The organism is Caballeronia sp. 11_S32 (assembly GCF_056930355.1).
In genome coordinates, this window is record NZ_JBXOWH010000002.1 from 601,200 (window position 1) to 617,945 (window position 16,746).

18 protein-coding genes and 3 pseudogenes are annotated in these 16,746 nt (G+C 61.8%); 15 read left to right on the forward strand and 6 right to left on the reverse strand.

From position 1 onward, the window contains the following. Positions 1-15 precede the first annotated feature (15 nt). The 3 genes from AC1Z32_RS10940 to AC1Z32_RS10950 all read right to left on the reverse strand — a co-directional run bounded on the left by AC1Z32_RS10940 (position 16) and on the right by AC1Z32_RS10950 (position 1,701). Positions 16-717, reverse strand: a complete 702-nt coding sequence (locus tag AC1Z32_RS10940) for a carboxymuconolactone decarboxylase family protein (protein ID WP_483478718.1) — start codon at positions 715-717, stop codon at positions 16-18. Between the two features lie 91 nt (positions 718-808). Beyond that, positions 809-1,207 carry a (R)-mandelonitrile lyase gene (locus tag AC1Z32_RS10945; RefSeq protein WP_483478823.1) on the reverse strand — a complete coding sequence of 133 codons (399 nt, stop codon included), beginning with the start codon at positions 1,205-1,207 and terminating at the stop codon, positions 809-811. A gap of 83 nt (positions 1,208-1,290) precedes the next feature. Beyond that, complete coding sequence (locus AC1Z32_RS10950) at positions 1,291-1,701, reverse strand: (R)-mandelonitrile lyase (protein WP_483478719.1); 411 nt, start codon at positions 1,699-1,701, stop codon at positions 1,291-1,293. Positions 1,702-1,815: 114 nt separating this feature from the next. Between AC1Z32_RS10950 and AC1Z32_RS10955 the strand changes: the two genes are divergently transcribed. The 3 genes from AC1Z32_RS10955 to AC1Z32_RS10965 all read left to right on the forward strand — a co-directional run bounded on the left by AC1Z32_RS10955 (position 1,816) and on the right by AC1Z32_RS10965 (position 4,709). Next, a complete protein-coding gene (locus tag AC1Z32_RS10955) occupies positions 1,816-2,721 on the forward strand; it encodes a LysR family transcriptional regulator (RefSeq protein ID WP_483478720.1) in 906 nt (301 codons plus the stop codon). 296 nt (positions 2,722-3,017) lie between these two features. Next, the gene (locus AC1Z32_RS10960) at positions 3,018-4,079 is read left to right on the forward strand and encodes a medium chain dehydrogenase/reductase family protein (protein ID WP_483478721.1); all 1,062 of its coding nucleotides are present in this window, start codon (positions 3,018-3,020) and stop codon (positions 4,077-4,079) included. A gap of 189 nt (positions 4,080-4,268) precedes the next feature. Continuing rightward, on the forward strand, positions 4,269-4,709 hold the full coding sequence (locus AC1Z32_RS10965) for a potassium channel family protein (protein WP_483478722.1): 441 nt from the start codon (positions 4,269-4,271) through the stop codon (positions 4,707-4,709). A 285-nt stretch (positions 4,710-4,994) separates the two neighbouring features. On the opposite strand, the gene AC1Z32_RS10970 is transcribed toward AC1Z32_RS10965, so the two are convergent. Next, complete coding sequence (locus AC1Z32_RS10970) at positions 4,995-5,585, reverse strand: BPSL1445 family SYLF domain-containing lipoprotein (protein ID WP_483478723.1); 591 nt, start codon at positions 5,583-5,585, stop codon at positions 4,995-4,997. Between the two features lie 282 nt (positions 5,586-5,867). Between AC1Z32_RS10970 and AC1Z32_RS10975 the strand changes: the two genes are divergently transcribed. Beyond that, entirely contained in the window at positions 5,868-6,119 is a 252-nt protein-coding gene (locus tag AC1Z32_RS10975) for a hypothetical protein (RefSeq protein ID WP_483478724.1), read from the forward strand. Positions 6,120-6,600: 481 nt separating this feature from the next. On the opposite strand, the gene AC1Z32_RS10980 is transcribed toward AC1Z32_RS10975, so the two are convergent. Further along, positions 6,601-6,789 (reverse strand): hypothetical protein, encoded by a 189-nt coding sequence (locus AC1Z32_RS10980; protein ID WP_483478725.1) that lies wholly within the window; start codon positions 6,787-6,789, stop codon positions 6,601-6,603. Positions 6,790-6,820: 31 nt separating this feature from the next. Here AC1Z32_RS10980 and AC1Z32_RS10985 point away from each other — a divergent pair. The 6 genes and pseudogenes from AC1Z32_RS10985 to AC1Z32_RS11010 all read left to right on the forward strand — a co-directional run. After that, positions 6,821-6,988: pseudogene (locus tag AC1Z32_RS10985) on the forward strand (tyrosine-type recombinase/integrase); the annotation flags it as partial. A 50-nt stretch (positions 6,989-7,038) separates the two neighbouring features. Continuing rightward, on the forward strand, positions 7,039-7,314 hold the full coding sequence (locus AC1Z32_RS10990; protein ID WP_483478824.1) for an ATP-binding protein: 276 nt from the start codon (positions 7,039-7,041) through the stop codon (positions 7,312-7,314). Positions 7,315-7,950: 636 nt separating this feature from the next. Beyond that, the gene (locus AC1Z32_RS10995) at positions 7,951-9,105 is read left to right on the forward strand and encodes a PDDEXK nuclease domain-containing protein (protein ID WP_483478726.1); all 1,155 of its coding nucleotides are present in this window, start codon (positions 7,951-7,953) and stop codon (positions 9,103-9,105) included. Positions 9,106-9,162: 57 nt separating this feature from the next. Beyond that, positions 9,163-9,375, forward strand: a pseudogene (locus AC1Z32_RS11000) (AMP-binding enzyme); the annotation flags it as partial. A gap of 188 nt (positions 9,376-9,563) precedes the next feature. Beyond that, the gene (locus AC1Z32_RS11005; RefSeq protein ID WP_483478727.1) at positions 9,564-9,749 is read left to right on the forward strand and encodes a hypothetical protein; all 186 of its coding nucleotides are present in this window, start codon (positions 9,564-9,566) and stop codon (positions 9,747-9,749) included. Positions 9,750-10,073: 324 nt separating this feature from the next. Further along, positions 10,074-10,556: a hypothetical protein gene (locus tag AC1Z32_RS11010; RefSeq protein WP_483478728.1), complete on the forward strand. Its 483-nt coding sequence runs from the start codon at positions 10,074-10,076 to the stop codon at positions 10,554-10,556. 101 nt (positions 10,557-10,657) lie between these two features. Here AC1Z32_RS11010 and AC1Z32_RS11015 read toward each other — a convergent pair whose 3' ends face one another. After that, positions 10,658-11,365, reverse strand: coding sequence for a TetR/AcrR family transcriptional regulator (locus AC1Z32_RS11015; RefSeq protein WP_483478729.1), 708 nt, complete (start codon positions 11,363-11,365; stop codon positions 10,658-10,660). 203 nt (positions 11,366-11,568) lie between these two features. On the opposite strand from AC1Z32_RS11015, the gene AC1Z32_RS11020 reads away from it, so the two are divergent. From AC1Z32_RS11020 to AC1Z32_RS11040, 5 genes and pseudogenes are all read left to right on the forward strand, one after another. Beyond that, positions 11,569-12,843, forward strand: coding sequence for an alpha/beta fold hydrolase (locus tag AC1Z32_RS11020; RefSeq protein ID WP_483478730.1), 1,275 nt, complete (start codon positions 11,569-11,571; stop codon positions 12,841-12,843). A 44-nt stretch (positions 12,844-12,887) separates the two neighbouring features. Further along, positions 12,888-13,751 (forward strand): annotated as a pseudogene (locus AC1Z32_RS11025) (VOC family protein). Positions 13,752-13,783: 32 nt separating this feature from the next. Further along, positions 13,784-15,484 (forward strand): AMP-binding protein, encoded by a 1,701-nt coding sequence (locus tag AC1Z32_RS11030; RefSeq protein WP_483478731.1) that lies wholly within the window; start codon positions 13,784-13,786, stop codon positions 15,482-15,484. Beyond that, positions 15,481-15,957, forward strand: a complete 477-nt coding sequence (locus AC1Z32_RS11035; protein ID WP_483478732.1) for an acyl-CoA thioesterase — start codon at positions 15,481-15,483, stop codon at positions 15,955-15,957. Before AC1Z32_RS11030 ends, AC1Z32_RS11035 begins: the two co-directional genes overlap by 4 nt. Next, positions 15,954-16,736 carry a maleate cis-trans isomerase family protein gene (locus AC1Z32_RS11040; protein WP_483478733.1) on the forward strand — a complete coding sequence of 261 codons (783 nt, stop codon included), beginning with the start codon at positions 15,954-15,956 and terminating at the stop codon, positions 16,734-16,736. Before AC1Z32_RS11035 ends, AC1Z32_RS11040 begins: the two co-directional genes overlap by 4 nt. Positions 16,737-16,746: the final 10 nt, after the last annotated feature.

Consider the following 16,746-nt stretch of genomic DNA (forward strand, 5'->3'; position numbering starts at 1 on the left):
AGTCTGGCCTGACGGTTATGTCGCCCGCTTCGCGAGTACATCCTTGAACACGGGCATCGCCGAAAACACATTCGGCCAGCCCGCGTAAAAGGCGAGCTGCGTCAGCACTTCCGATGCCTCGTTCCTCGTCAGTCCGTTGTCCATCGCGCGATTCAGGTGATACGGAATCTGTGCAGTCTGGCCGTTGGCAACCAGGGCGCTCACGGTCACCAGGCTGCGGTCGCGCGGCGCGAGCCCCGGACGCAACCAGAGGTCGCGAAACAGAATGTCCGTGGTGTATTGAACGACGCCGGGGGCGACCGCGGCGAAGTTCTCCGCGACCATCTGCGCACGCTGTTTCTCCGCAGCTTCATTCAACGGCAGAAGCGCGACATTGGCTGGGGAGACCTGGTCCGGACCGATGCCTCGTTCATCGAAGATGGGTTTGGCGATCGCTGAAGCAGCGGTCGCGTTTGCCCACCCCGAATAGAACGCCAAATGCGCGATCATTTCCGCAAGTTCCGCAGGCTTCACCCCGTTATCGAGCGCCAGTCGAAAATGAAATGGCATCTCAATGGTCTGATTGCGGGCGATGAGCACTGACAGCGTCACGATGCTACGGTCGCGCGGGGACAGTTGCGGCCGCTTCCAAAGACCGTCCAGCAAAGTTTCGCTCGTATAGTGCTCAAACGCCGGGGAGACAGACTTCAGGGCGGCGTGCGACAGCGGTTCTTGCATGTTTCCAGTCCTTTCCGTGTGGGCGCAGGCGGACACGACGAACGCCGCGCAGATAGATGCGGCGAGGCGCGCAACGCGACGCGTCCCTGAGTCACGGTCTGCGATAGTGCTCATCGGTGACCTGTTCAAGCCAGTTGACATTCTTGCTATCAAGCGCCTCTTGCAGCGCTATGTGCGTCATCCCGGTGGTGGACGTTGCGCCATGCCAGTGCTTTCGGCCTGCCGGGATCGACACCACGTCTCCGGCGGCAATCTCGTGCCTTTCCTGGCCCCACTCCTGAATCCAACCCCTGCCTGCCGTGACGATCAACGTCTGTCCGAGCGGATGGGTGTGCCACGCGGTACGCGCGCCTGGCTCGAACGTGACCAGCCCACCAGACAGACGCGATGGCGCCTTTGACTGGAAGAGAGGATCGATGCGTACCTGCCCAGTGAAGCGTTGCGTCGATCCCGGCACGGACGGCTGTGAGCCGCTATGCGCGATGGTTATCGGCTCCGGGCCGCCATCAGCAGCGAAGACCGCCAAGGACACCGACAAGAAGGCCGAGGCGACGATGTATGCGGCGTACCTGATCATTTGTCCTCGCCGCTGCCGAGGTATTGCTCGTCCGTCACCTTTTCCAGCCATTCGACGTTCTTGCCGTCGAGTGCTTCCTGAATGGCGATATGAGTCATCGCGGTCGTCGAGGTCGCGCCGTGCCAATGCTTGTGCCCGGGCGGGCACCAGATCACGTCGCCCGCGCGGATTTCGACGCGCGACTCGCCATCGCACTGCGTCCAGCCGCACCCAGCTGTCACCAGCAGCGTCTGGCCGAGCGGATGCGTGTGCCACGCGGTGCGCGCGCCCGGCTCGAACGTCACGCTCGCGCACGAGACCCGGGCGGGCGGCGGCGGCGTGTTCAGCGGGTCGATCCGCACGATGCCGGTGAACCATTCCTCCGGGCCCTTCTTCGACGGCTGAGAGCCTGCTCGTTTCAATTCCATGATCTTTCCTCGAAATTTCCAATGTCGAATTGCTTTTCGGCATTAAATGTAATCCCTGGTGATTGATGCGACTAGGTGGCAAAATCGGCATGCCCTTATGCATGGGAGCATTAATTGAAGGAAGATTTCAACGATCTGGTCGGCTTCATGACGGTCGCGCGTGAGCGCAATTTCACGCGGGCGGCCGCGCAGCTGGGTGTGTCGCAGTCAGCGTTGAGCCGAACGGTGGCAGGTGTCGAGAGACGCATGGGTCTGCAGCTTCTGACGCGCACGACCCGCAGCGTTTCTCTTACCGAGGCTGGCGAGCGGCTCCTCTCGGCGATCGGACCGCGCTTCGAGGAGATCGAGGCAGAGGTAGATTCGCTGCGCGCGATGACCAACCGTCCGAGCGGGACGGTTCGAATCACGACCACCGACTATGCCGCGAATACGTACGTCTGGCCGCGACTGCAGCCGTTGCTGCGGCAGTATCCGGAATTGAAGATCGAACTCGTCAACGACTATGGGCTGGCGGACATCGTTGCGGATCGCTATGACATCGGCGTACGGCTCGGCGACCAGGTGGCGAAAGACATGATCGCCGTGCGCATCGCACCCGATATGACGATGGCGATCGTGGGCTCCCCGAGTTACCTGAAGTCGAGGCCTCATGCGAAGACGCCGCAAGATTTGACGCTGCATAACTGCATCAACCTGAGGCTGCCCACGCGCGATTCGCTGCTTCCCTGGGAGTTACGCAAGGGACGTCGCGAGTTGCAGGTGCGAGTCGAAGGGCAGCTCACGTTCAATAACGTCTATCAGATGGTCGACGCGGCGCTGGGCGGTTTTGGTCTCGCATATGTGCCGAAAGACGTTGTCGAGGTCCACGTCCACGCGGGGCGGTTAAATTGGGTTCTCGAAGACTGGTTTCCTACGTTCACCGGACATCACGTCTACTACGCGAGTGGCCGCAAATCGTCTCGGTCGGTAGAACTCGTAGTCGACGCGCTAAAGGCGGGTTATCAGCGCCAGGCGCAATGATTAGCCGAAACGACAAACAGTGCAGAGGTGCGGCTGAACTGCGAACGGCACTGCACCACGCGGTCGATACAAACGAGTGACTCTGATGAATCAACCACGTATAGGGCGACCTCGGGATGACCGTAGCGCTACAGATAGACAGGATATTCGTGCGCTTGATCTGAATCAACGGCGTGCCACGAGACCATGGGAGGCTTCCATTTATACAGTGGCGTATTGCGCTTCGAGGGACCCCATCTGCGCGCCTTCGCGTTTCCAGAGGTTCTCCAGTTGCATGCAGCCGTCAGGTGGAGGCGATGATAAACACTCGTATCGTTGTGACTCGGTACGGAGGGCCCGATGTGCTTAGGGTGATTGAGGAAAATTGCCCGGAGCCGCGGGACGGAGAGGTGCGGGTGAAAGTGCTGGCTGCGGGAGTCTGCCTGCCTGATCTTTTAATGCGCGAAGGGGTTCACCCTGAAACGCCTCGGATACCTTTCACCCCAGGCTGGGATCTGGTGGGCGTGGTGGACCGGATTGGCAGTGGCGTAGTCGGCATCGAATCCGGACAGACAGTCGCCGCGCTCCCAATCAGTGGCGGGTACGCGCAGTACGTATGCATGTCGCAGAATGAGCTGATTCCCGTCCCGCCTGGATTGGACGCGAGCGAGGCCGTTAGCCTCGTCCTGAACTATGTCACGGCTTATCAGATGCTGCATCGCTCGGCGCATGTCGGGCCGGGCCAGCGCGTCTTGATTCATGGTGCGGCGGGAGGGGTAGGCTCGGCGCTATTACAGCTCGGCCGTCTCACCGGTCTGGAGATGTACGGTACATGCTCATCACATGGCGCGTCGACCGTCGCTGAACTCGGCGCTACTCCGATTGATTATCAACAGCTCGACTTCGTGGAAGAAATCCGCCGGCTCACAATCGACGGCGTCGACGTGGTCTTTGATGGCATCGGCGGCACGCACATCTGGCGTTCCCGCGAAGCACTTCGTTCCGGAGGCACAGTGGTGGCATATGGCTTAACGTCCTCCCTGCGTAAAGGCAGACTGGCTTCGGGTCGCTCAGGCGGTCGCCATCGCTTTCGCGCGCTTGCCATCTTCGGGCTTTATATCCTTGGTGGCTGGTTACTGCCCGGTCGAAAACACGTGATCCCTTATAGCATTCAGTGGCTCAAGCGCATGAAGCCGGAGTTGTTTCGACAAGATTTGATCGCGCTGTTTGAGCTTCTTCAACACGGAGAGATCAGGCCGCACATCGCGCAGCTCATTCCTCTTGTGGATGCGCGTCGCGCACACGAGGTGCTCGGCGACGGTGGCGTGTCAGGCAAGATCGTTCTTATATGCAACGAATCCCGTTCCGCGCTGGCGTAGCAGCTCTCGCCAGTCGGATGTCTAGTACAACCGTTCGGCACGTCCAATAGTTGGAGCGGGATATAGCGGAGTGCATCTGACGCTGTGTCCTATGACTGGCTAGAGTAGCAAGTTCTGAAGTTGCAATCTCCGGGTCCCGAACGCGGCGCCTTGTGTACCAATGCGCTCTCCCTGAAGGCGGGGTCAATCATGCTGCACAGTGTACTGGTCGCCTCTCCGGTCATGCTCCTGTGCCTGCTTCTGCAGGCCGTGGTCGTTGCCATCTGCCTGCGCCGCTACGCTCGCTTTCGGCACACCCATAAAGATAAGGAACCGCTGTGGATGGATGTGTTGCTGTTGTCGGCAGTGATGCTGCTCACCTTGCTCTGTAACTTCGCCCAGATGGCGATCTGGGCGGCTCTGTTCATGCTCTTGGGCGAGTTTCCTGATTTCACCACTGCTCTATATCACTCCGCAGTCAACTTTGCCACGCTGGGCTACGGCGACATTGTCATGTCCAGGCACGGGCGCATGCTTGGCCCGATAGAAGCCGCCAATGGCATCCTGATGTTTGGAGTGTCAACCGCGGTGATGACGGCGGCGGTCATGGACGTGATCAAGTACCACGATGCCCGGCTGCGGCAGGAGTAGCCGCGAGAGCAACGCACCGAAAGCCGATTCTCACGCGGTCGAGCCCGGCGGATACCGAGGAAAGGAGGAGTGATGTAGGGCACCGGCCTCGCCAGTTTCATGCGCGCGTAGCGGCACGCATGCGCTGGAATGTGCTTTCGGCGCATGCGACCCAAGCAGACTGACGCAGGCGTAGGCCCGCTCCAGCGAAGCACCTATAAGACAACCGCCATGTGGCGTCGACCGGGAAGCTCGCACGACGCAGCGATCGTACGCTGCGCCGCTTGAAACAACTGCGAGACTGGCTCACTCGTTCAGGCGGGATACCTTCGTGCCTTGAAGCGAGGCGTCGGCCATCAAGCCGGCATTGGTCAATACAAACGCCTGGACCGGCTTTGACGCGGTGGTCGTGTCGATCAAGCCGTTCGCGCCAATCCTGACGAGCGCCACGGAAGCGTCTGCACCGGCCGACCAGCCGTCGGAGCTGCGGAATTTGTTGAGCGCGTCCTGTGTCATGAACAGGAAGATAAGCGCCTTCGATTGCGCGCCCGCCTGTAGACCGAGCGAGCCCGAAGTTGTGCTGTAGTAGCCGACGGTGCGGCCACCCGCGCGCAGCGAGCCTTTGCCGTACTGCGCGCCGACGACGAAGCCGGCCTGAAGCACGGATGGGAACACGAGGACGCCGCTCGCTTTCGCAACTAATTCGCGCGAACCGCCTACGGTGGCATAGAGACGCTGAAGGGTGCTTTCGACGTCGGCGTCGATGGAGCGGCGCAGATCAGCGGCACCCGCAGCCTGTTCGGCTCCAGTGTTTTTGTTGGCCGTGCATCCGGAAAGTGCGAGGGTTCCGAGCGCCAGAACGGCGGTCGACTTGACCATGAAGCTTCGTCGATGCATCGTTGTTCTCCATCGTGGAATTTATCAAACCCCATAGAGCGGAAGCGTGACGCACGCCCAGTTATAGCACAGCAGCAATTGTTGGGCCCGAAGGGCGGGGATCTGGCCGAGTCGGGCGTGAACGAAAATGCCCATGGCTGCGGGCCTTTTTCGACGCGGAGCAGACACTGAAGCGCCTATTCGGGTTGGCAATGAGGGGAACCACCAACGCAGCAACAGCTGATTGCGTTTCAAAACCGCCTTGCCAGGGTTGGGCCCGGCTTAACAGAACAGCAGTTGCTCATGCAAGCAATCTCGCCCCTTCCTGCTCCGCCGTTCCTGCTTTTCAGCCTCTTCGCTGAACTCGATGCAAAACTTACTCAAGCACTGTCTGATCCCTCGTTTTTCGAAGCCAGTCCGTGGCAGAAGGTAACCCGCCGCTTGAACAAGCTGCGCGGACTGCCCTCCGGACCACCGAACCTGCATCTACACAACGTGAGTCAAGCAGCGTCGCCCTTTACTGACATGTCGATCTTTTCTGCGGTTGGCCCGTGAGCCGGCCACCCCTGCACAATGACCTTCATCGCCTGATCATTGAAAGGTAGGTATCCATACGAACGTGCGCTCGCCTGTCCGTACGACGTCGTCTAGTTGCGGCATGAAGGCGTTCACCGTCAAAGGGCGCAAGGCGTCTATGGCCTCGCTGGAAGCACCTTCAACGACGGCGCCAGGCAGATCTCGACTGCTTCCTTCTCGACGTTCGATGAAGGCGAAGTCGGTCGCCGGTGGCAGAACGTTGGGTGGTTGCGAGCGAGCCAGACCCTGTACGGAGGCGCGGATGTCGCGAGCAGTGCGGCTGGGCTCACGCTGTTGGCCGAATCATGAGCCGTCCTCACGGCCGGTTCGCTAAGTGGGCGGTTTAAAGGTCAACGTAATGCAACTAATGGTCAGGGCCGCCACCCTCGTCAAAAAGCTTCGCCACCAATGCGTGACCAGCGAAGGGTGTCGCGTTCAGCGTGCTCGAAATAAGCGGAGATCAGCCCTTAGCGAAGGCAGGCGCAGATAACTCCAAGTGCGTTGGCAGATGCGCTCGGAGCCTTCGCTTGTCGATGGCCTGGATGCGGCCGGATTCGTTGCGAAAGACCACCAACATCCGAGCATCGTCGGCATTCGGCGCAAGCCAAAAATACGTTTCGAGGGCTGTGCGTGAGATGACGCACGTCATTGATTTCCCTCGCCAAAGTATGACAAACACGCAGATCGCAGCGGACCATGACCTCGATGCGATCCGGGCGTGGCTCTCGCGCTTTGTCGATACGAAGACCACCTTCGAGAACTATCGCAAGGAAGCCGAGCGACTGCTGCTCTGGTCTGTTGTCGTGCTCGGCAAACCGCTTTCCTCGCTGACGCACGAGGACTGCTTGCGAACCTGATCGACAATGCGATCGACGCGACGAATGGCCTCGGCGACATCATTCACCGAACGTACCGCGAGATGGACGAAGCCGTGGTCGAGATCATCGATAACGGGACCGGCATCGCAGACGATGTCGTGCCGCATCTCTTCGAACCGTTTTTCTCAACCAAGCCGCCGGGTCAAGGCATGGGTCTGGGCCTCGACATCTCGTACCAGACCGTCGTCAACCGACACCGTGGCGCACTGCTCGTCAGTTCCGCGCGGGCTGTCGCTCTTGCCTCAACATACTCGCCGCTTCGCCCAGCCTGGACAAAGCGCACGCAAGGTGGATGATCATTGGCGGCGGCATTACGGGATTTTTCCAACTGAATCCCGCGTCCTGTTTCGACCGCTCGCCCGTCTGGGCGTGGATTGGGCGTCGTACTACTTGATCGGGCCGCTACGCAATACGTTGGCCTCACTGGTTGACTTTGACCTGTTGAATGCAGGTCATCCGCAGACGCGCTTTCGCCGGCGTTTCCTGCAATGACTTCCGCGACATCATCATCGAATGCAACCTTGCGATCGACGCGGGGCTCTACTGTGCAATATCGAAACAGCGCCGCGAGGATTCTCCGTGAGCCACCGGCCACCGCGACGCGCCCGGCACGGATATCAGGCCCGACGCGTAAGATACCCACGTACCGCTGCACCATATGACACGACGGCGGCTCGCCCTGCAAGCGGGATAGGCGGCAAGGAATAAGGACTTCGCCGCACAAGGCAATGAAGGAGTCAAAAGCCAACCTGCCCGCCGATCGACGTGCTATTCGCCAAGCAGAGCAGACCGTGGCGTGATCGCCGAAGCAACCGGAGAGGAACGCTTATGACGAGCCTCATCGCGTATACTTTGCGGCCTTCGGTCCGTGCTGCCTGCATTGAAGACCGATTTCTTTGCCTTCCTTCGACGAGACTCGTGGAACCGAAAAGATGACGGATGTGCTCCTACCCGAAGGCGCGTACAGCGACACGCTCCGCGATGTGGTCGCGCTCCTCGAAGACGGTCGACGCGCTGCTGCTCGGAGCGTCAACGCACTGATGACGGCAACATATTGGCTGGTCGGCCGTCGGATCGTCGAATCAGAGCAGGGTGGAAAGGGGCGCGCGGCATATGGACAGGCACTCTTGCAACGTCTGTCGGCGGATCTGACGGGGCAGTTTGGACGGGGCTTCGGCGCTGACAATCTGGAATTGATGCGGCTCTTCTACCAGAGCTATCCCCCGGGCGAGATTTCCGAATCAGTGATTCGGAAATCTCCGGCCCGCGCGTCCAGAGCAAAAACCGAATCACCGATTCGGGAATTTTCGCTTCAACAGCTGTCTGAGCGCTTCCCGCTGTCCTGGACGCACTACGTGCGACTGATGCGACGGACGCGATCGCCCGATGAGCGGTCGTTCTACGAAGGCGAGGCGTTGCGCGGTGGTTGGAGCGTGAGACAGCTCGAGCGCCAGATTGGCAGTCAGTTTTACACACGTACGTTGATGTCCAAGGATAAGCGCGCAATGCTCAACAAGGGCGCTGTCGCTAATCCCGGTGACATCATGAAGCCTGAAGAAGCGATCAAGGATCCTTACGTGCTCGAGTTCCTTGACCTGAAGGACGAGTATTCAGAAAGCGATCTCGAAGACGCGCTAATCCATCGGCTTGAGGACTTCTTGCTTGAACTGGGCGGCGATTTTACATTCGTGGGGCGGCAGCGAAGGTTGCGCATCGGTGACAGCTGGTTTCGCGTAGACCTGCTCTTCTTTCATCGGCGACTGCGCTGCCTCGTGATCATCGATCTCAAACTGACCGAGCTGAATCACGCAGATGTCGGGCAGATGCATATGTACTGCAATTACGCGAAGGAACACTGGACGCTGCCCGGCGAGAATCCGCCGGTTGGCCTGATCCTTTGTGCGAGGACCAACGAGGCGATCGCGCGCTATGCGCTCGACGGCTTGCCCAACAAGGTGCTAGCCGCTGAGTACCACACCGTACTTCCGGACGAGAAGCTGCTTGCCGAGGAATTGGCGAAAACCCGTCGCGAATGGGAGGCACAACATCCCGTCCTGCCAAACGAGAGCGGCCGCTCGCGCGACTGAGAGGCCGGAAGGCCCTTTGCCGTTCGCTCGCTTTCAAACACGTCAGTTGTCGGTCCGTTCGTCAAAGCCTTTGTTGTACTGCGAGCTGGAGCCGATATCAGCCCCGAAGAGATTCGCGAATGGGCGCGTACTCGTATAGCGACTTACAAGGTCCCACAGATCGTCGAAATCATCGACGGTCTCCCGCAATCCGGCAGCGGAAAGGTTCAGTGGCGAGTTTTGCAGCAGCGGGAGGCGGAAGGCGCAGCATCGATCTCAAAGGAACTCTGAGAAGGGAACGACCCACGGGGCCCTTGTGCGGTCTGGTGTACCGCTTTTCATTGCCGCCGTGTTGATGACCGGTGCGCCTTCGAGAGCGGTCGTTCAGTTAAAGTAGATTCGTGCCGCCGCAACGGGTGTCGCTTCGTGTTGGCGCTGTGGGCAGACGCTCCCCGCCGCCTTTCCTTTAGGAGCTTGAATTGGATCACGACACAGACCACGCCGTCACCCTGCGGATCTACCGCGCACCGTCGGGCCAGTGGGCGGGCCGCTTATTTGCCGGTGAGGAGGAGATCGGCGTGCTTGCCGAGTGCGACAGTCCGGAAGCGGTGGAGCAAGCCGCGCGGGAAACGGGCGTATATCCGGATCATGTCGAGGTGTATTAGCCCGGCTGCACCGCAAGCGTGAGGCGACCCGTTCTTCCGGGTGGTTTTTTGTCCCTTCGGCGAGTGTTGCCCTTTGCTGCCCAGACACCCGACACGCGCCAATAGGCAGGGCTCCTCCTATTTGATATTTCTATTGATTGCCGGCGGCGCAGAAACTTTCCAAAAAATCTATCGATGAGTAGATAAAAAGTTTCACGGGAAACGTTTGCCTCATCCTCCAATCCCGAGTCTTACGCCTTAAAAGCATGTAGGGGTTTATGCGTTACGCTCGGCCCCGTCGCGTCGGCGTTTTCGGCGTTCGGTCTCGCGGCGTCGAAAGTCAACGTGATTCGCGAACTGTCGGATCCGGGCGTCGCGCCCCTCGATCCTGTGCGCGTTGCGGGGAACTTCAAACGGCTCGAGGACGAGGTCAGCGCGGTGCTTGCGCGTCAGGGCATCAAGTTCGTCGAAACGAAGCTCTATCGCGAAATCGACATGCGCTACGGCATGCAGATGGGCGAGGTCGCCACCCCGCTGGCCTCTGGGCCAACTACCGCGGAGTCGCTTCATGATGCAGTCGACAAGTTCGAGCATCTCTACGCGCAACTGTTCGGCGCGGGCTCCGGTTTTCGCGACGCGGGTATTCAGGCGCTGACCTACAACGTGCGTGTCGATCCGTCGTATTACATCGATATGGAAGTCGTTTTCCGCGAGCACTTCTGTCCGAGTTGCTGGACGACGGTTCATTCCGGTCTCGTGCCGAAAGATCATGTCGATGTGATCGGCGGCATGCGGACGATCGACGCTTCGGACGCCATGTCGGCTTGAGCCGGGCAGGGCGTCGCGTGATGGTCGGATCGTGAAGTCCACGCGGCGTCCTTTTGTTCGGGTCAATGCCGCGTGTCCGGGTTTCGTCGCGACGTGCTGGCTTATTCGCTTGCGGAGAAATCACCGCCCGACGCGAGACGCCGTTCCAGCATGTCGATATCGTCGCGCAGCAACCGGATGACCGCGGCGGCGCTCGGTTCCCGCAACTGCCTTTCGTTTTCCATTTGCACCGAGTGCAAGGCCATGTCGGCAATCTGCTCCGAGACCTGTTCGAGCGAGCGCGGGCCGGAAGGCGAATACCACCATGCGCTCCAGTTGCACATGCCGATGATCGAGAACGCCGCGACCTTCGCGTCCAGCGCGCGAAACTGTCCCTGCTCGATGCCGAATTCGATCGCGTGCTGAAACTGTTCCAGCACCGCGCGCCGCGCCTGCTCCGCCAACTCGCGTTGCTTCGGCGGCAAGTTGCCTTCATTTCTCTCCACGACCCGAAACTGCAGCGGATGCGTGAGGATCAGCCGCGCATGACGCAGCACCAGGTGCCGCAGCATGCCGGCGGGATGCTTCATATGCTCGGGCACCGCTTCCGAGGCTAGTTGTCCCGCCGCGCGCGTGACCGTCTCAGTCAGCACTTCGAGGATCGCTTCCTTGCTCTTGAAGTAGTAGTAGAGCGCGGGCCGGCTCACGCCGATCGCGTCGGCGATGTCGTTGAAGCTCGTGCCGTCGAAGCCGCGTTCGATGAAAAGGCGCGTCGCCACTTCGAGGATGTTCTCGCGCAAGGCGTCGCTCTTGGTCTGGGTTCTGGTCATACGGCGTTTTCGACGTCTGTGTCAGAAAAATCAACACGATACCTCAATCCGGCGTCGCGTCGTGAGCCTGCGGCACGGGGCGGTATAGCCGGCGTGGCCGATCGGGCCTGTCGTTAAATCGACGCATCCGTAAAAACCATAATCAAAAATCTACGACATCGTAAAATTATTCGACTAAGATGTAAAAAAACGGAGATGACTCGATGAATCGATCTGAGCAAACGCGCGCCGGCCACGGAAGCGCGACAGCAGGATTTCTCAACACGGACTGGAATCCGCGCGATCTGCCGGCCGGCGTCAGCACCCGCAACGTCGTGCTGCGCACGCAAGACGGCGCCGCGACGAGCGGTTCGCTGTATTCGCCTGGGGCGACGGATACCGTCGTGTGCATCATGCATCCGCGCGAGTTCATGGCCTGCCATTACCTGATTCCGGATATCGTCGGTGCGGGCTATGCAGCATGGACGCAAGCGCCGCGCTCGGTGGGCAACGACATGCGCCTCGAACACGAGTTCGCGCTCTATGACGTGGCGGCCGGCATGCGTTTTCTGCGCGGAGCCGGTTTCAGACGCATCGTGCTGCTCGGCAACTCGGGCGGCAGCGGGCTCTACGCCCTCTATGTGCAGCAATCGAATCTCTCGCCGGGAAAGCGCATCGAACGCACGCCAGGCGGACGCCCGACGAAACTCGCCTCGCTGGAGCTGCCGCCGGTGGACGGCGTGATCTTCGTGGCGCCTCACCCCGGACAAGGCGCGCTGCTGCAGGGCTGCATCGATCCGTCGGTGACTGACGAAAGCGATGCGCTGTCCCTCGATGCATCGCTCGATCCGTTCGCGCCGTCCAACGGATTCGACGCGCCGCCCCATTCGTCGCGCTACGACGCGCCTTTCGTGACGCGCTATCGAGCGGCGCAAATCGCACGCGTGGAGCGGCTCGACGCCATCGCGCGCAATCTCATCGCCGAGCGTCTCGACGCGCGCGCGCGCGTCAAGTCGGCCGGCGACGCAGCCGATCCGCGCTCGCGCCGTGTCGCCGCGCACACGCCGCTGATGACCGTCTGGCGCACCGACGCCGATCTGCGCTGCTTCGATCTTTCGCTCGATCCGTCGGATCGCCGATACGGCTCGTTGTGGGGCGCGGACCCGTTCGCGTCGAACTACGGCTCCGTCGGGTTCGCCCGATGCTGTTCGCCGGAAGCATGGCTGTCGACATGGTCGGGGGTGTCATCGAACGCGTTGCTGTCGAAGACCGCGCCCGCGATCACGCAGCCCTCGCTCGTCGTGGAATACACCGGCGACCAGGCGTGCTTCCCGACCGTCGTCGCGGACATCTACGCGAGCCTCGGCTCGCCGGCGAAATCGCATCGTCGCGTGCGCGGCGATCACCACGGCCGCGCGCTCGCGGAGGGCGAGGAGGCGGGCCGCTACTTAGCCGGGCGCATCGTGCGCGACTGGCTGCGCGAGACCTTTCCTCACTGAGATTCCCGAATCAAACACGGAGTACCGACATGAACCTGAGCGACATGCCCGCCGCCGATCTGGCCTTGCGCCTGCGCGGCGTCGATCACACGGCACGGCCGACCTGGAGGCTCAAAGAGACAGTCTAGTTCTATCACGACGTGCTCGGCCTGCCTCTGATTCACACGATTTCCGCGCGCGGATGGGGCCCCGCCACGCATCCGGATTTCCTTCACTTCTTTTTCGATAGCGGCAACGGCAGCACGATCGCATTCTTCTATTACCTCGGAAGCCGGGAACCCGAAGTCCTGAACGGCAAAGCGACGCATCCGCCACGTCCCGACGATCACATCTTCGACGCGACGCACACGGCGTGGCTCGTCGACACGCAAGACGAACTGCAAGCGTGGAAGTCGCGGCTCGAGGCGCGCGGCGTGGATGTGTCGGTGGAGACGGCGCACGAGGTGATCGAGTCGATCTATTTCCGCGATCCGAACGGCTATTTCATTGAGATCACGCGCAAGCTGCGCGCGCTTGCCCCGCTCGATGCGCGCGATGCCGCCGCGACGCTCGAAGCGGCAATCGAACTGGAGACGCAGGCACGCGAGATCGCCTGTATCGATGATGTCTGGGCGCGCAAGGCGGATCGCCTCGGCGAACGTCACGAGACGGACGCCAAGCGCCTGCAGATCTTCGTGCTGAACGTGCCGGAGTTTTCCACGCTGATCGACGCGGCGCGCAAGCTCGAGTCCTGCCGCGTGGAAGACCGGGGCGACTACACGGTGATCAGCGCCGGGGAGCCGATTTCCTTCGAGCGCCGCGCGTTGGGCCTGAAGCCCGCGGTGTGGTATGGGCTTTTCACCGGCGGACTGAACGGACGCATCGAATGCCACGACCGCGATGTCGTGCGCATCGCGCCGCGCGGATGAAGCGGCACATGGACATGCAGGAGACACGACACATGACAGGCATCTTTCATCCGATCGACGGCGTGATCTATTGTCCGCCCGAGCTCGCGCAACGCTACTTCGCATCGGGCGCATGGGCCGACACCACGCTCGGCGACGCGCTGCGCGCCACCGCCGCGCGCGTGCCCGAGCGGCCCGCGTATATCTCCGACGAAGCGACCATCACGTTCGCGGAGCTCGACGCGCGCAGCGAGCGGCTCGGCGCGGCGCTGCTCGAAACCGGTCTCGCGCCGGGCGATCGCGCGATCTTCCAGATGGGCACGACGATCGACACCGCCGTCGCGCTGATGGGCGCCTACAAGGCGGGCATCGTGCCGGTGTGCGCGGTGCCGCAGTACCGCGAGGTCGAGATCGGCCAGCTCGCGGCGCAGTCCGAGCCGCGCGGCTATTTCGTGCAGGCGGATTTTTCCGCGTTCGATCTCGTCGGCTTCGCGCGGCAGATGTTCGGCCGGATCGCATCGCTCGAACATCTGATCGTTGCGCGCGGCGAGGGCGGCGAGGCCGATCACACGATCGACGCGCTCATCGAGTCGATGCCGCTATCGCGCGCGCGTGCCGCGCTGGCCGGCATCCGTATCGGTAGCGAGGACGTGCTGAGCTTCCAGTTGTCGGGCGGCACGACCGGCGTGCCGAAGATCATCCCGCGCTTTCATGCGGAGTACATCGGCCACGCGCTCGCCTGGATGCGGCATATCGGCATGAGCGAGGCGAGCCGCATGATCTGGTCGCTGCCGCTCCTGCACAACGCGGGTCAACTGTACGCGTTCGTCTCGACGATCGCCGCGGGCACGACGACCGTGCTGATGCCGCGCGTGGACATCGCGCGGATGCTGGAGCTGATCGAGACGCACCGCGTCACGCACGGACTGTCAATCGGTCCTGTCGCTCCGCAGATGATCGCCTATCGGGAGATCGCGCGGCACGATCTGTCGTCGCTGCAATTGTTCGGCACGTTGAGCCGCGCCGATTCGCTCGAAGCGCATCTCGGCGTGCCGTGCTTCAACCTGTACGGCACGACGGAAGGGCTGCTGATGGGCGCGGGGCCGGCGCACGCCGCCCGTTTGCGGCATTTCACGCAAGGCCTGTCGGGCTGCGAGGCGGATGAGATCCGCGTGCTCGTGCCCGGCACGGACGAGCCCGCGCCGGACGGCGAGGCGGGCGAGCTGTGCTTTCGCGGGCCCTCCAGCTTGCGCGGCTACTTCCGCGCGCCCGAGGCGAGCGCCCAGACGCTGACATCCGATGGCTTCGTGCGCACCGGCGACATGGTGACGCAAAGGCTCATCGACGGCGTGCGTTGCTTTGCGTTCGAAGGGCGGCTGCGCGACAACATCAATCGCGGCGGCGAGAAGATCGGCTGCGAGGAAGTCGAGGCCTACGTGAGCCGCCATCCGGCGGTCGCCGATGCGAAGCTCGTCGCCATGCCCGATGCGCTGTACGGCGAAAAGGCATGCGCCTATCTGATCCTGCGCGCGGGTTACGCCGCGCCGACGGTGCCGCAGCTCGCCGATTTCCTCGTTGCTCAGGGGCTGGCCAAGTTCAAGTGTCCCGAACGCATCGAGATCGTCGACGAGTTTCCGGTGACGCGCGTGGGCAAGGTCGACAAGGCTGCCTTGCGCAACGACGTCGCCGTGCGTCTCGAGCATGAGCATGCCGCGCGTGCCGACGCTGCGAATGCCGCGAAGGAGGGCGCATGATCAGCACCGAATACGTGACGGGCACGCAACCGTTCGTCGTGCGGCGGCGCGTGCGCTGGGGCGAATGCGATCCGGCGGGCGTGGTCTACACGGCATCGTTTTCCGATTACGTCATTTCGTTCGCCGAGCTTTTCTACGGCTTTCTCTTCGATGGCACGCCGCAAACGGTCAAGAACCATCACGGCTTCGGCACGCCGACGCGCGCGCTCGACTTCGATTTTCGCCGCTCGCTCAAACCCGACGAGACCTTCGATGCAACAGTGGAAGTCGAATCGATTCGCACGCGCACATTCACGCTCGTCATCACCGCGCGCATGACTGATGGAGAAATCGCGTTCATCGCGCGCCTTACGCCGGTGTGCATTCGACGCGAGGCGCGCGAATCGATAGAGCTGCCCGCCGTGTTGCGCGACGCGCTGGAACAGTATCAGGCGCGCTGCGCCGAACACCCCTACGCAGGAGAAACGGAATGACGCAGGCAGCATCCCGCACGTATCGAATCGGCCAGATCGTGCCGAGTTCGAACACGACGATGGAGACCGAAATCCCCGCAATGCTGCGCGCCAGGGAAGCCATCTTGCCCGAACGCTTCACGTTCCATTCGAGCCGAATGCGCATGCATCGCGTCGTCAGGGAAGAACTGGAGGCGATGAATCGCGAGGGCCTGCGCTGCGCTGCGGAACTCGCCGATGCGCGCGTCGATGTGATGAGCACCGCGTGCCTTGTCGCCATCATGGCAATGGGCACGGGATATCACCGGCAGGTCGAGGAAGACTTGAGGCGCGTCGCGCGCGAGAACCACTGCGAGGCGCCCGTGATGACGTCAGCCGGAGCGCTCGTCGCCGGTCTGAAGACGATGGGCGCGCGCAGGATCGCCCTCATGGCGCCGTACATGAAACCGCTGACGGCGGCTGTCGTCGCGTATATCGAGGCGGAAGGCATCGAAGTGCTGGATGCGCTCTCTTTCGAGATTCCGGACAACCTCGAAGTCGGCCGGCGCGATCCGCTGCAACTGCTCGACGATGTCGGGCGGCTCCGTATCGCCGGTGCGGACGCGGTCGTGTTGTCGGCCTGCGTGCAGATGCCGTCGCTCGCCGCGATACAGATCGCGCAGGACAGACTCGGCGTGCCGGTCACGTCGACGGCCGTCTGCACCGTGCGCCAGATGCTCGATCATCTCGGGCTCGCGCCCGTCGTGCCCGATGCCGGGGCGCTGCTCGGCGAGACCGCGTTCACTACTACGGAATGTTGAGGAATAAATC

Bases quoted from the DNA above. Each gene is read 5' to 3' on its own strand.
- AC1Z32_RS10995 (WP_483478726.1), top strand. From the start codon at position 7,951: ATGACGGATGTGCTCCTACCCGAAGGCGCGTACAGCGACACGCTCCGC.
- AC1Z32_RS11020 (WP_483478730.1), top strand. From the start codon at position 11,569: ATGAATCGATCTGAGCAAACGCGCGCCGGCCACGGAAGCGCGACAGCA.
- AC1Z32_RS11040 (WP_483478733.1), top strand. From the start codon at position 15,954: ATGACGCAGGCAGCATCCCGCACGTATCGAATCGGCCAGATCGTGCCG.
- AC1Z32_RS11035 (WP_483478732.1), top strand. From the start codon at position 15,481: ATGATCAGCACCGAATACGTGACGGGCACGCAACCGTTCGTCGTGCGG.
- AC1Z32_RS11030 (WP_483478731.1), top strand. From the start codon at position 13,784: ATGACAGGCATCTTTCATCCGATCGACGGCGTGATCTATTGTCCGCCC.
- AC1Z32_RS10940 (WP_483478718.1), bottom strand. From the start codon at position 717: ATGCAAGAACCGCTGTCGCACGCCGCCCTGAAGTCTGTCTCCCCGGCG.
- AC1Z32_RS10950 (WP_483478719.1), bottom strand. From the start codon at position 1,701: ATGGAATTGAAACGAGCAGGCTCTCAGCCGTCGAAGAAGGGCCCGGAG.
- AC1Z32_RS10965 (WP_483478722.1), top strand. From the start codon at position 4,269: ATGCTGCACAGTGTACTGGTCGCCTCTCCGGTCATGCTCCTGTGCCTG.
- AC1Z32_RS10980 (WP_483478725.1), bottom strand. From the start codon at position 6,789: ATGACGTGCGTCATCTCACGCACAGCCCTCGAAACGTATTTTTGGCTT.
- AC1Z32_RS10970 (WP_483478723.1), bottom strand. From the start codon at position 5,585: ATGCATCGACGAAGCTTCATGGTCAAGTCGACCGCCGTTCTGGCGCTC.
- AC1Z32_RS10975 (WP_483478724.1), top strand. From the start codon at position 5,868: ATGCAAGCAATCTCGCCCCTTCCTGCTCCGCCGTTCCTGCTTTTCAGC.
- AC1Z32_RS11015 (WP_483478729.1), bottom strand. From the start codon at position 11,365: ATGACCAGAACCCAGACCAAGAGCGACGCCTTGCGCGAGAACATCCTC.
- AC1Z32_RS10960 (WP_483478721.1), top strand. From the start codon at position 3,018: ATGATAAACACTCGTATCGTTGTGACTCGGTACGGAGGGCCCGATGTG.